The 12,944-nt window shown below is 39.7% G+C and carries 10 protein-coding genes and 5 pseudogenes; 8 read left to right on the top strand and 7 right to left on the bottom strand.

Going from position 1 to position 12,944, the window contains the following annotated elements:
- Positions 1–53: 53 nt before the first annotated feature.
- Positions 54–2,036, bottom strand: a complete 1,983-nt coding sequence (locus QMQ21_RS12870) for a peptide ABC transporter substrate-binding protein (RefSeq protein WP_261814578.1) — start codon at positions 2,034–2,036, stop codon at positions 54–56.
- Positions 2,037–2,162: 126 nt separating this feature from the next.
- On the opposite strand from QMQ21_RS12870, the gene QMQ21_RS12865 reads away from it, so the two are divergent.
- Entirely contained in the window at positions 2,163–2,345 is a 183-nt protein-coding gene (locus QMQ21_RS12865) for a hypothetical protein (RefSeq protein ID WP_080674643.1), read from the top strand.
- Here QMQ21_RS12865 and QMQ21_RS12860 read toward each other — a convergent pair.
- Positions 2,320–2,514, bottom strand: a pseudogene (locus QMQ21_RS12860) (transposase); the annotation flags it as partial. The gene QMQ21_RS12865 and the pseudogene QMQ21_RS12860 sit on opposite strands and share 26 nt — an antisense overlap.
- Positions 2,515–2,526: 12 nt before the next feature.
- A pseudogene (locus tag QMQ21_RS12855) lies at positions 2,527–3,364 on the bottom strand (IS630 family transposase); the annotation flags it as partial.
- Positions 3,365–3,427: 63 nt separating this feature from the next.
- On the opposite strand from QMQ21_RS12855, the gene QMQ21_RS12850 reads away from it, so the two are divergent.
- The 4 genes and pseudogenes from QMQ21_RS12850 (at position 3,428) to QMQ21_RS12835 (ending at position 5,320) form a co-directional block, all read left to right on the top strand.
- Positions 3,428–3,550, top strand: a complete 123-nt coding sequence (locus QMQ21_RS12850; protein WP_261814577.1) for a hypothetical protein — start codon at positions 3,428–3,430, stop codon at positions 3,548–3,550.
- A gap of 222 nt (positions 3,551–3,772) precedes the next feature.
- Positions 3,773–4,069, top strand: a pseudogene (locus QMQ21_RS12845) (ATP-binding cassette domain-containing protein); the annotation flags it as partial.
- A gap of 184 nt (positions 4,070–4,253) precedes the next feature.
- Positions 4,254–4,628: a CidA/LrgA family protein gene (locus tag QMQ21_RS12840; RefSeq protein ID WP_000781328.1), complete on the top strand. Its 375-nt coding sequence runs from the start codon at positions 4,254–4,256 to the stop codon at positions 4,626–4,628.
- On the top strand, positions 4,625–5,320 hold the full coding sequence (locus QMQ21_RS12835) for an LrgB family protein (RefSeq protein ID WP_001288944.1): 696 nt from the start codon (positions 4,625–4,627) through the stop codon (positions 5,318–5,320). Before QMQ21_RS12840 ends, QMQ21_RS12835 begins: the two co-directional genes overlap by 4 nt.
- A gap of 944 nt (positions 5,321–6,264) precedes the next feature.
- Here the strand turns inward: QMQ21_RS12835 and QMQ21_RS12825 are convergent.
- Both QMQ21_RS12825 and QMQ21_RS12820 read right to left on the bottom strand, forming a co-directional pair.
- A pseudogene (locus tag QMQ21_RS12825) lies at positions 6,265–7,463 on the bottom strand (ABC transporter permease).
- Positions 7,460–8,353, bottom strand: a complete 894-nt coding sequence (locus QMQ21_RS12820; protein WP_000895295.1) for an ABC transporter ATP-binding protein — start codon at positions 8,351–8,353, stop codon at positions 7,460–7,462. Before QMQ21_RS12820 ends, QMQ21_RS12825 begins: the two are co-directional and overlap by 4 nt.
- An 83-nt stretch (positions 8,354–8,436) precedes the next feature.
- Between QMQ21_RS12820 and QMQ21_RS12815 the strand changes: the two genes are divergently transcribed.
- The 3 genes and pseudogenes from QMQ21_RS12815 (at position 8,437) to QMQ21_RS12805 (ending at position 10,178) form a co-directional block, all read left to right on the top strand.
- Positions 8,437–8,667, top strand: coding sequence for a hypothetical protein (locus QMQ21_RS12815; RefSeq protein WP_023936854.1), 231 nt, complete (start codon positions 8,437–8,439; stop codon positions 8,665–8,667).
- A 219-nt stretch (positions 8,668–8,886) separates the two neighbouring features.
- Positions 8,887–9,157, top strand: a pseudogene (locus QMQ21_RS12810) (IS30 family transposase); the annotation flags it as partial.
- Positions 9,158–9,560: 403 nt separating this feature from the next.
- Positions 9,561–10,178 (top strand): TVP38/TMEM64 family protein, encoded by a 618-nt coding sequence (locus QMQ21_RS12805; RefSeq protein ID WP_000076168.1) that lies wholly within the window; start codon positions 9,561–9,563, stop codon positions 10,176–10,178.
- Between the two features lie 42 nt (positions 10,179–10,220).
- Here the strand turns inward: QMQ21_RS12805 and scrK are convergent, their stop codons facing one another.
- Positions 10,221–11,108 (bottom strand): fructokinase ScrK, encoded by an 888-nt coding sequence (gene scrK, locus QMQ21_RS12800; protein WP_000164311.1) that lies wholly within the window; start codon positions 11,106–11,108, stop codon positions 10,221–10,223.
- 149 nt (positions 11,109–11,257) lie between these two features.
- On the bottom strand, positions 11,258–12,944 hold a 1,687-nt coding region (locus QMQ21_RS12795), incomplete at its 5' end, for a PTS sucrose transporter subunit IIABC (protein ID WP_261814575.1).

The raw sequence follows: 12,944 nt of genomic DNA, 5'->3' as shown, positions 1-12,944 counted from the left end.
AAAATCCCAAAAGAACCTTCTCCTCATGGAGAGAAAGTTCTATTAGAAATTATTTACTTCACATGACTTGCCAATTCTTTTTGAGCTTTCTCATTTGATTCAGCTTTTTCTTTCAACCATTTTTCACGAGCTTTTTCATACTCTTTCTTAGTCACCGCTTTATCTTGTAATTTCAAATATTTGAAGTAAACATCTGACCCCTTAGAGCCTGTTTGCGCAGAAGCTCCAGTAAATGGAACAACTCGTGAAAGCACATATGGTGCTGCACCAGAAGAAGCCATAGCAGGAATAAAGAGAGAACTATCAGTCAACCATGCTTGAGCCGCTGCATATTTTTCATAACGGACATTCAAGTCGCTTGTCTCTTTGGCAGCTTCATCAACCAATTTATCGTATTCTTTCAAACCAACTTGAACTACTGAAGGGCTATTTGGATTATCAAATCCTAAATATGTTTTTGTAGTTTCACTGCTAGTTGTTTTTAAAATATCCAAGTAAGTAGATGGGTCTTGATAGTCTGGTCCCCATGTAACTCCTCCCGATACATCCCAATCCTCAGATGAAGCATTGGCAGCATAGTAAGTAATATTAAGGAATTCATCACTTGTCATTTGTTGAATATCGACAACGACATTTTCAACACCAAGAACTGTTTCTACAGATTGTTTAAAGGACTGAATACGGGCGATGTAGCCTTTTGATGCTTGGTCTACTGGAACATCCAGATGAATAGGAAACTGAACGCCATCTGCTTCTAAAGCTTTCTTAGCTTTCGCAAACTCTGCCTTGGCCTTGTCAGCATTGAATAAACCATCCTGCCCATCAGCTAAATTCACACCTTTCCACTCATCTCCATAAGCAGGAAGTTGAGCAGCGACTAAATCACCAAAGGTCTTCTCACCAACTGAAACAAAGTCTGGTTTTACAAATAGATTACGAACTGCTAAAGCTGCTCCATCTTTACCATTGATTTGAGCTGAGTAAGCTGAGCGATCAAGAGCAAAATTCAAGGCTTGACGGAAATCTTTGTTAAGCAATGCCTTCTTAGTAGCTGCTTTCTCTGAATCTGTAGTTTTAGAAGTATAGTTGTAACTTTGGCGATCAACATTCACACCCAGACCAGCAATCCCAGAGCCTGGTTGTGTGTAATAGATATTGTCCTTGTATTTTTCTGCAACCTTAGAATAGTTGGAGCTGGTAGGGAAAAGACGGGCATAACTATAAGCTCCACTAGTGAAGTTACGCTCTAGCGACTCCTGATCTGAGCCATCATAGTAAGCTAGATTGATAGTATCTAGGTGGACATTTTCTTTATCCCAATATTGCTCATTTTTCACAAACTCTACAGAAGATTTTGCAGTCAACCCTTTCAACAAGAATGGCCCATTATAAAGCAAGGATGTCGGATCTGTTGGTTTAGCAAAATCGCTTCCTTTTGATGTTTCGAATTCTTCATTCAGAGGCCAGAAAATAGAATAGGTCAACTTAGAGTTCCAGAACGGTTCAGGCTGGTTCAAAGTGTATTGTAACGTATAATCATCAACCGCCTTGACACCAACTGTTGAAAAATCTGTTGAAGTTCCTGATAGATAATCTGCCAAGCCTTTAACCGAATTTTCAGCTAAATACATAGCTTCTGATTTTTTATCTGCTGCGTGTTTTAAACCGTTCACGAAATCTTTAGCCGTCACCTCTGCATATTCTTCTCCATCAGAGGTAAACCATTTAACCCCTTTACGAATCTTATAAGTGTAGGTCAAACCATCCTTAGAGACTTCCCAATCCTCTGCAACTGCAGGAGCAAGATTACCGTAATTATCGTTAGTGAATAAACCATCAATCCCATTTGAAGTCACTACTGTTGTACTATTTTTACTTGAAATCAGGTAGTCCAAGGTTTCTGGGTCTGCTGTATAAACATAGCCATAAGCTTTAGGGGCTGATGAATCAGATGATTTTGAAGAACTGCATGCTGCAAGTACACCTGCTGCTAATAAAACAAGACCTGCTGTAGCAAATACACGACTTTTTTTCATTTTCTACTCCTCTGTTTATGTGAATTATAGATTGACAACCATTATATCACATTATCCATTAAAAATCAAACAAATTTTCAGAATATTTAGGCTTGTTGGCACAAATTTTTCATTTTTTTTGAATATATGATTCAAATTGTCGTTCGAAGTGTCAAAGACTACAGTGAAAATAGGAAATTTGACACAGAAATTTTGGAGCTTAGGAAGACATACAGTAAAATGAAATACGGACGGAACAATGTGATTTTGGAATTCAAATTAAATTATAACAATACTAGACTTCCTGCAAAAGAGGATATAGCTTCATGAGTCCTTGATAACCACTGTCAGCCAAGATTTTACCAGCTTGTCCGATATTTCTGCGACTCGTTTTGAACAACTTCATATCATGACAATAGTTCACAGCGATATCCAAAGAAACAATTCTCCCTTGACTTGTGACAATCGCTTGAGCCTTCATAGCGTGGCATTTCTTTTTATAGTCATTTAGTTTTAAAAAGCGTTCCAAACATTCAAAAATAGTTGGGACTTCCCTTAATAAATCTGTTCCTTTCTTTTTCAAGATAGCCCAAGCTTGCTCAATAGGATTCAAATCTGGTGAATAAGGCGGTAGAGGTAAGAAAAAGTGTTTATCTTGGATGCAGAGTTCATCCAAAATGTTCTTGGGATCAAAACTAGCATTGTCCATGATAATAACATGAGGTGTCTTCAAAGCAGGCAGGAGTTGCGTTTTGAACCACTCCACAAAGAAATCGCTTGTCCTGCTGTTCTTGTAAATCATGGGAGCTATAAACTCTCCGTCTACTTGTCCTGCAACAATTGAAGTTCGCTCAAAACGACGTCCGCTAATCTTTTCATAGACTTTCTCCCCTCTAGGAGCCCCTGCATAAGGACGATAGAGATAGCGGTCGATTCCTGTTTCATCAATATATACGATTGGTAAATCGTTTAGGTTATCCAAAATATCAAGAAACTCAGATACTTTCTCTGGGTCTTCTTCCTTAAAGCTCGTCATCTTTTTTTGAAGTGACCTTCATCTTCTTTAAAGCTGCCCATACTGAAGGAACAGCACAATTAAAATGTGCCGCAATTTCCCGTAAAAAAGCATCTGGATGAGCCTCTACAAAGGATTTCAATTCCTCTAAAGGAATCTTTCGGTTTTTGACGACTCGCTTTTTCCTCTCTAAGTGTCCTTGTTCACGTAAGTTCTTTTCCCACGTGAAGAGAGTTCTGACGCCAACATCAAAAACCTTGGCTGCCTCGACATGGCTGTGCCCCTCTTTGATGTAATCTAATGCTCGCTGTTTAAAATCTGTACTATATGCCATAGCTTTATTATAACATGCTTGTTTGAAACTAAGCAACTATATTACCTAAAAGACTCAGGTGCTATGTTAACAGGCTGGGTGAAAGATAGCGGATCTTGGTATTACCTTGCTTCAACTGGTAAGATGCTTCACAACACCTATACACCTGGTGGTTACTGTGTAGATACTTATGGCGCTTGGAAATAATCTAAAGTATACATTTTATTCCTTCAGCTATTAGTGTACATGCTCAGACTAAATGTTATCAGAGCTACAAAAAAACTAGATAATAATACGAAAAGCGAATCGAAACAATGAATTCTGTTTTGTTCGCTTTTTGTTTCAATCTGTGTCATTACGATATTTTCATTTAATTGTATATCCCCCAAAAATTTACATTTTTATATGAAGTATTTTAGATAAAAGCAAACGCTAAATCATATCCTCAAAAAAACAGGTTTAGAACATTTGAAAAATCGAACGCTCAGCAATGATAGTCTGTCTGGTGGCGAGAAACAACGCCTAGAAATCGCTCGCGCCCTCTACCATGATAGCCAACTCATCTTAGCAGATGAGATTAAGGCCAATCTTGACTCGGAAAATAGCAGAAAAATTAGCGACTTGCTCTTCTCCCTACCTCAAACGGTCATTGAAGTCATTCACCACTACACAGAAGAGGACTTAAAAAACTACGACCAAGTCATTCACTTAAGCAAAGAAAAGTAATATTCTTCGAAAATCGCTTCAAACTATGTCAGTTTGACCTACAAACCCAACACTTTACTTTGAGTAACATGCAGCTGACTTCCTAGTTTGTTCTTTAATTTTCATTATCCCTTGTTCATTTCCTTGAAATTTTCTGAAAAAAGAGTAAACTGGTATTCAAGAAGTCTATTTCGTGGAGTTTAGGATGAAATTGTATGTTCAATTAATGATTCTCTTTGTGATTTCTCTAATCGGAGAGGGGATTTCCAGTTTCTTTCATTTGCCCATCCCAGGCAGTATTATCGGCTTGATTATTCTCTTTCTATCCCTACAATTCAAATGGTTGAGAACTAGGCATGTCAACATGGTGGGGAATTTCTTGCTGGCCAATATGACCATTCTCTTTTTGCCGCCAGCAGTAGGAATCATGGAAAAGTTTGATGTGATTGCTCCCTATCTCCTACCCATTGTTTTGATTGTCTTTTTTGCAGCAGTTGTCAATATTATCCTCATAGCCTTGGTAGTTCAGTTTATCAAACGACGGTTTGAGGGAGATTATGAGAAAGGAGATGCCAAATGAGTGAATTTGTTTCCAATCCCCTATTTGGGCTTGCCCTGTCTATCCTAGCTTATCTAGTGGGGATGTTGATTTACAGACGTTTTCCTCATCCATTGACAACGCCCCTGCTTTTGTCGGCTATTTTTATCATTATTTTTCTTAAGGTGACGGGTATTTCTTATCAAGATTACTACCAAGGTGGGGTTTATCTGAACAACTTGATTGTCCCGTCGACAGTGGCTTTGGGGATTCCGCTTTACAAGAGTTTTCATTTGATGAAGCACCATGCTCGGAGTATTCTCTTTGGTAGTCTGCTAGCAGTAGTTGTCAATACCTCTTTCACAGCCCTTGTGGCCAAAATCTTTGGTATGGACTTTTTCCTAGCCATTTCTCTCTTTCCCAAGTCAGTAACAACCGCCATGGCAGTGGGAATCACAGAAAAATTGCAAGGTCTGACGACCGTGACCTTGGTGGTAGTCGTGGCAACTGGGATTTTAACCAGTGTCATCGGACCAACCCTTTTGATGTGGTTGAAAATTGACGACCCAGTAGCTGTTGGTCTTTCCCTTGGAGGAACAGGCCATGCAGTTGGAACAGGAACAGCCTTCCGATACGGCTCTGTAGCAGGAGCCATGGGTGGTTTGGCTATCGGTGTCACTGGTATTCTCTATGTCTTTGTCAGCCCCATCGTAGCTAGTTTGATATTGAGTTAATACTCTTCGAAAATCTCTTCAAACCGCGTCAACGTCGCCTTGCCGTAGGTATAGGTAACTGACTTCGTCAGTCTTATCCACAACCTCAAAACACTGTTTTGAGCAGCCTGCGGCTAGTTTGCTCTTTGATTTTCATTGAGTATAAAAAGCAAAGAATTCGAGCAATCTCATTATGGTAGTGACATGGGGGTCTAACTTCTCATATTTATACATTTCTCCAATCAGTTAGTTGATTACAACCGAGATTTTCTATACTCTCCTTATAAGATTTTCGCATAAGATGAGACAGCACACGCTGAAGACGTCTATGTTATTTAGATTTAATGCAATCTTTTCAAAGAGTTTTGATAATCTATATTTCTTATTTAGTTTAGTTGATTTCATATCACTATACTATAATGCTTATCCAAATGATGACACTATCAAAACACCCTATTATTGGATGCTTACGAAACAGATTTTTATACTCTTCAAACCACGTCAGCTTATCCTTAGTGTGTATACGTTACTGACTTGGTCAGTTCCTCAACTTCAAAACTATGTTTCGAGGAGCCTTCCGCTAACTTCCCAGTCTGATTTTCATTGAATATTAACGATACTTTATCACATAAAGAGGCTGGATGAAAAGTCTTCACAATCAAAAAACGCATCCTATCAAGTTGAGTCCTGATAGGATGCGTTTTTATATTATTGAAATTTTGTTACAGACCGATAAGAGTTCTATCATAATCAATAAATAAAGTGATGGGAAATAAGAATTGAACACCCTGGTTTTGGAATTCAAATCAATTTATAAGAATATTTTAGAAGTAATATTATCCTATTCCAGATTCAGTTCACTATACAATTGAGTTCTCAAGCAACCTGTTTACATAATGTGTACATAATTAGGTTCGTGATTCCACCCTTTTCACCTTTAAAAACCTCGCTTTCGCGAGGCTCTTCTATTTATAAGATAAGGCACGTTTAAAGGTTTTCCAAATCCCTAAATCATCCGTTTGAAGAACGAGACTAGCATACATGCGTCCGATAAATCCTGTTGCTACCACCGCAAAAATCACTGTAATAGCAAGTGAAATCCATGCTTCTGCTCCCCCGCATAGCCATTAATCGTTCGAAACGGCATAAAGAAGGTCGAAATAAAGGGAATATATGAACCAATCTTCAAGAGGAGATTGTCTCCAGCTGTACCTAGAGCTGTCACTCCAAAAAAACCACCCATAATCAAAATCATCAAAGGCGACAAGGCTTTCCCTGAGTCCTCAGGACGAGAAACCATAGATCCTAGGAAGGCTGCCAATACTACGTACATGAAAAGACTAATCAAAATAAAGAGCAAGGTATTCAGTGAGATAGCATCTCCCAAGTGAACCAAAATACCAGACTGAGCCAAGAATGGCAAATCTTTAAAGAGCAAAACGGCAGCCAGACCACCTACAACATAGATCCCAATATGCGTTAAAATCACTAGAAACAGAGCCATCATCCGCGCATAGAAATAGTGACTTGCCCTTATGCTAGAAAAGACGACTTCCATAATTTTGGTGCCTTTTTCACTGGCAACTTCCTGAGCTGTTACACCCGCATAGGTAATCAGAATCATATAAAGAAAGAATCCTAAGGCACCTGCTGCAATTGTTTGAATAAACTTTTTATTTTCCTTGGCTTCATCAATCTTTTCTGTGAATTGAATTGTCTGCGCTAAGCGTTTTTCCTGCTCTTGAGACAAGGAAGCAGTTGAACGATTAAGCTGATTTTGCAGTTCATTGAGTGTACCTGTAACCTCAAATTTAATTCCATTTTCAAGCGATGTTTCGCCATGATAAACTGCCTTTAGAACACTATCTTCTTGATCAATGGTCAAATAACCTTTTAATTTTTCTTCTTTAATTGCTTCTTTGGCACTTGCTTCGTCTTTATAGTCGAAGTTAACACCATTTACATTCTTCAGTCCTTCTGCTACAGATGGCACTGTTGTCACTACTGCCACTTTATTATTTTTAGCCATAGAAGAACCTTGGAGCTGCGCAATTCCTCCAGAGATTCCTAAAAAGAGGAACGGTGAAATCACCATAAAGAAGAAACTCCACGATTTGACATGTCGAAGATAGGTTTCCTTGATTACAACCCACACATTTCTCATACTTCCACCCCTGATTCTAGTTTAAAGATTTCATCGATTGTTGGCGCTTGTTGGTCAAAGGTTGCGATATATTGCCCTTGAGTCAAGATTGGGAAGAGTTCTCTACCAGCACTCTCATCCTCCAAGATCAATTTCCAACTACCTTGTTTGGTCAAGCTCACCTGTTTGACATGAGGAAGGTTTTCCAATTCTCCCTTGCTTCGTTCACTTGAAACAAAGAGACGCGTTTTCCCGTATTGATTGCGGACATCCTGAACTGGTCCGTGCAAGACCACACGGCCATCTCGGATCATCAGAATATCGTCACAAAGTTCCTCAACATTGGTCATGACATGGTCAGAAAAGATAATGGTTGCTCCGCGCTCTTTTTCCTGAAAAATGACTTGTTTGAGCAATTCTGTATTAACTGGGTCCAATCCACTAAAAGGCTCATCCAAGATAATCAGGTCTGGTTCATGAATCAGAGTAATAATGAGCTGAATCTTCTGCTGATTTCCTTTTGACAGACTCTTGATTTTATCTGTCAGCTTTCCTTTTACTTCCAACCTCTTCATCCATTGAGGGAGTTTTTCTTTGACTTCTTTGGCATCCATGCCTTTTAGAGTCGCCAAGTAGCGAACTTGTTCAAGAACTGTCAATTTAGGCATGAGACTGCGTTCTTCAGGCAGATAACCAATCCGAGCATAGGTCTCCTGACGAATATCCTGACCATCCAGACCGATTTCTCCCTGATATTCTAGGAATTTTAAAATACTATGGAAAATCGTTGTTTTTCCAGCACCATTTTTTCCGACTAGTCCCAAAATACGACCTGGTCGCGCTTGAAAGTCAATACCAAACAAAACTTGCTTGGATCCAAAACTTTTCTCTAGACTTCTTACTTCTAGCATCTTTCACCTCCGAAATTTCTTGCACTCATTATACTCCTTTTTGATAGCCTTTACAATGTTTTTTGTCCATTTTTAGAAGACTATTGCTGTGTAAAATATGGCCTGGAGCACTTTTATACTCAATAAAAATCAAAGAGCAAACTAGGAAGCTAGCCGTAGACTGCTCAAAGTACAGCTTTGAGGTTGCAGATAAAACTGACGAAGTCAGCTCAAAACACTGTTTTGAGGTTGTGGATAGAACTGACGAAGTCAGTAACTATATCTACGGCAAGGCGAAGCTGACGTGGTTTGAAGAGATTTTCGAAGAGTATTAGTGATAAATCCATTATACAGTAGCAAACTTAATTTATACCTTCCGCTCCTCAACTGTCTATTTTTAATCCTGAATTGTTATTTGAGTAAGTTCTTTTTCCTCATAAAGTTTTCTTCCTCTAAAACTTCTGGAAAAAAGCGAATAATTTCTTGACAACATTTTTTATAAGAAACAAGTTCATCTGTCATTTCAAGAAGGAGTAATCCTTTATCTACTAATGGACGGAACGGAATTCAACCGCTTGTCCCATATGTTTTCTAAGGATTATATCTATTATGCACACCCCTATAGGATCTAATGAAAATCACAACAAGCTCATTCGTAGATGGTTATCTAAGGGAACTAAGAAAACGACTCCCAAAGAAGTCGCATTCATCGAAAAGTGGATGAACAACTATCCTAAAAAATGCTTGAACTATAAGTCCTCCAGAGAAGACTTCTGGATTGCTAACTTGAACTTGAAATTTAGCAATAATTCATTCACCATCTAACTATATTTAGTAATTATTTCAGAACTGATTAATATTAAAATTAACTAACGATTCAAAGGATTCATACTAGACATAAATTATATCCATCAGATAGAGACTCTTATTATTTTTAGATTTTAGCTTTTCTAGCTTCAGAATACATCTAAACTTTAGAGAAGATGACTATTCGAAACTTAGAATGCCTCAAAATTATCTCAGATAAGCTATTCGAAGCTTAAAATACTTTTAAATTTATGGAATGACGATTGTTCTAAAGTTAGAATACATGTAAACTTTAGGAAAGAGACCTGTTCTAAGTCTCGAAGGCCTGTATTCCCATCTATTCCTTATCAAAAAAGACTCATTCCCCCTTTCTCCTCCAAAATATGGTATAGTAGAGTTATACTATCTATGAGGAGTTTACATGTCACAGGATAAACAAATGAAAGCTGTTTCTCCCCTTCTGCAGCAAGTTATCAATATCTCATCGATTGTCGGTGGAGTTGGGAGTTTGATTTTCTGTATTTGGGCTTATCAGGCTGGGATTTTACAGTCCAAGGAAACCCTCTCTGCCTTTATCCAGCAGGCAGGTATCTGGGGGCCACCTCTCTTTATCTTTTTACAGATTTTACAGACGGTCGTCCCTATCATTCCAGGAGCCTTGACCTCGGTGGCTGGGGTCTTTATCTACGGTCACATCATCGGGACTATCTACAACTATATCGGCATTGTCATTGGCTGTGCCATTATCTTTTATCTGGTGCGCCTCTACGGAGCTGCCTTTGTCCAGTCTGTCGTCAGCAAGCGCACCTATGACAAGTATATCGGTTGGTTGGATAAGGGCAATCGTTTTGACCGTTTCTTTATCTTTATGATGATTTGGCCCATTAGTCCAGCTGACTTTCTCTGTATGCTAGCTGCCCTGACCAAGATGAGTTTCAAACGCTATATGACCATCATCATTCTGACCAAACCCTTTACCCTCGTGGTTTATACCTACGGTCTGACCTATATTATCGACTTCTTCTGGCAAATGCTTTGATACGTAAAAAATCCGTTTGGTTTCCCAAGCGGATTTTGTGTTTTATTTTGAAACTTCTTTTGCAAGTACAAAGTTTCCAAGAGTAGCAGAACCATTTCCTGCAACTGCTGGCGTCACGATGTATTCACGCACATCTGGTACTGGTAGGTAACCATTGAGAAGAGATGTAAATTTCTCACGGACACGGTCCAGCATGTGTTGTTGAGCCATGACCCCTCCGCCAAAGACAATCACGTCTGGGCGGAAAGTCACTGTCGCATTAACCGCAGCTTGAGCGATATAGTAGGCTTGAACATCCCAAACAGGGTTGTTGAGTTCAATATTTTCCCCACGAACACCTGTACGAGCTTCCAAACTTGGACCAGCTGCATAGCCTTCCAAACATCCCTTATGGAAAGGACAAACGCCCTTAAACTCTTTTTCAATATCCATTGGGTGTCTAGCCACATAGTAATGACCCATTTCAGGGTGACCCACACCGCCGATAAACTCACCACGTTGGATGACACCTGCACCGATACCTGTACCGATTGTGTAGTAAACCAAGTTTTCGATACGACCACCAGCATTGTTACGGGCAACCACTTCACCATAGGCAGAGCTGTTTACGTCTGTTGTGAAGTACATTGGCACGTTTAGGGCGCGACGAAGGGCACCAAGCAAGTCCACATTTGCCCAGTTTGGTTTTGGAGTCGTCGTGATAAAGCCATAGGTTTTTGAGTTTTTATCAATATCAATGGGACCAAATGAACCAACTGCAAGACCAGCAAGATTATCGAATTTTGAGAAGAACTCGATGGTTTTATCGATTGTTTCGATTGGAGTTGTTGTTGGAAATTGTGTTTTTTCTACAACGTTAAAGTTTTCATCACCGACAGCACAGACAAACTTTGTACCGCCCGCTTCCAAGCTTCCATATAATTTTGTCATGATAAACCTCTTGTTTTTATTTTCTTTATTATAGCATATTTCGAAAGTCTAAATTTCTCTATTTTTTAGATTTTCCTCTGTAAATCTTACCATTCAAGCAAAAACGAACAAACATGTCATTTGTTCGTTTTCACATTAGAGAGGATTGATTAAATTTTCACTTCAATAACGGCATCCCCCTTCGCAACTGAACCTGTTGCGACTGGAGCTACTGAAGCGTAGTCAGCTGTATTTGTAACGATAACCATTGTTGTATCATCAAGTCCAGCTGCAGCGATTTTGTTTGAGTCAAATGTTCCAAGAACATCGCCCGCTTTAACCTTGTCACCTTGAGCAACTTTTGCTTCAAAACCTTCACCATTCATAGATACAGTGTCAATACCAACGTGGATCAAGACTTCAGCACCATTTCTTGTTTTCAAACCAAAAGCGTGCCCTGTTGGAAATGCGATTGAAACTTCAGCATCAGCTGGTGCATAAACCACACCTTGACTTGGTTTCACAGCGATACCTTGTCCCATAGCTCCACTTGAGAAGACTGGGTCATTGACATCAGCAAGAGCGACAACATCACCGACGATAGGAGTTACAAGTGTTTCATTTTGAAGAGCTGCTGGAATGTTGCCAGTTGTTTCTTCTTGGACCAAACGTTCTGTCGCCGCTTCAGTAGCAACTTCTTTTTCATCCTCATAACCAAACATGTAAGTAAGAGCAAAACCAAGTGCAAATGATACAGCTACCATAAGAAGGTATTGGGCAAGTTGTCCGTTACCAACATAAAGCATTGTACCAGGGATGATGGTGATACCACTACCATTACCAGCAAGTCCAAGGATAGAAGCCAATCCACCACCGATTGCACCAGCAATCAATGAGAGGAAGAATGGTTTACGGAAGCGCAAGTTCACCCCGAAGATAGCAGGCTCTGTAATACCGAGGAAGGCAGAAAGAGCAGCTGGGAAAGCAAGTGTTTTTAGTTTTAGATTTTTAGTTTTAACACCAACCGCAACAGTTGCAGCACCTTGAGCTGTCATAGCAGCAGTGATGATAGCGTTGAATGGGTTAGCATGGTCAGCAGCAAGCAATTGAACTTCAAGCAAGTTGAAGATATGGTGCACACCTGACACGACGATCAATTGGTGAACCCCACCAATCAAGAAACCACCAAGACCAAATGGCATACTAAGGATCGCTTTTGTCGCGATAAGGATGTAGTTTTCAACAACGTGAAAGACTGGTCCGATGACAAATAGTCCAAGGATAGACATAACCAAAAGTGTCACGAATGGTGTTACCAAAAGGTCAATGACATCTGGAACGACCTTGCGGACAGCTTTTTCAAATTTAGCTCCGACAACCCCGATGATGAAGGCTGGAAGAACGGAACCTTGCAAACCAACAACAGGGATGAAACCAAAGAAGTTCATAGCTGTTACTTCACCACCTTGAGCAACTGCCCAAGCGTTTGGAAGTGAGCCAGAAACAAGCATCATACCAAGAACGATACCAACGGCAGGGTTACCACCGAATACACGGAAGGTTGACCAAACAACCAAACCTGGCAAGATGATGAAGGCTGTATCTGTCAAGATTTGTGTGTAAGTTGCAAAGTCTCCTGGAAGTGGCATTTCAAGAGCAATGAAAAGACCACGCACACCCATGAAGAGACCTGTCGCTACGATAACTGGGATGATTGGAACGAAAACGTCACCGAAAGTACGGATAGCACGTTGGAACCAGTTCCCTTGTTTCGCAGCTTCTGCTTTCATGTCATCTTTAGATGATGTTGGTAAACCAAGTGCAACAACTTCATCGTACATTTTGTTTACTGTACCA

The sequence above is a fragment of the Streptococcus bouchesdurhonensis genome (assembly GCF_948472335.1).
The sequence above is the reverse complement of the archived record's forward strand: the minus strand, read 5'-3'. Positions and strand labels throughout refer to the sequence as shown.

Coding starts and splice junctions, on each gene's coding strand:
- QMQ21_RS12870 (WP_261814578.1), bottom strand. CDS start 2,036: ATGAAAAAAAGTCGTGTATTTGCTACAGCAGGTCTTGTTTTATTAGCA.
- QMQ21_RS12865 (WP_080674643.1), top strand. CDS start 2,163: ATGATTCAAATTGTCGTTCGAAGTGTCAAAGACTACAGTGAAAATAGG.
- QMQ21_RS12850 (WP_261814577.1), top strand. CDS start 3,428: ATGTTAACAGGCTGGGTGAAAGATAGCGGATCTTGGTATTACCTTGCT.
- QMQ21_RS12840 (WP_000781328.1), top strand. CDS start 4,254: ATGAAATTGTATGTTCAATTAATGATTCTCTTTGTGATTTCTCTAATC.
- QMQ21_RS12835 (WP_001288944.1), top strand. CDS start 4,625: ATGAGTGAATTTGTTTCCAATCCCCTATTTGGGCTTGCCCTGTCTATC.
- QMQ21_RS12820 (WP_000895295.1), bottom strand. CDS start 8,353: ATGCTAGAAGTAAGAAGTCTAGAGAAAAGTTTTGGATCCAAGCAAGTT.
- QMQ21_RS12805 (WP_000076168.1), top strand. CDS start 9,561: ATGTCACAGGATAAACAAATGAAAGCTGTTTCTCCCCTTCTGCAGCAA.
- scrK (WP_000164311.1), bottom strand. CDS start 11,108: ATGACAAAATTATATGGAAGCTTGGAAGCGGGCGGTACAAAGTTTGTC.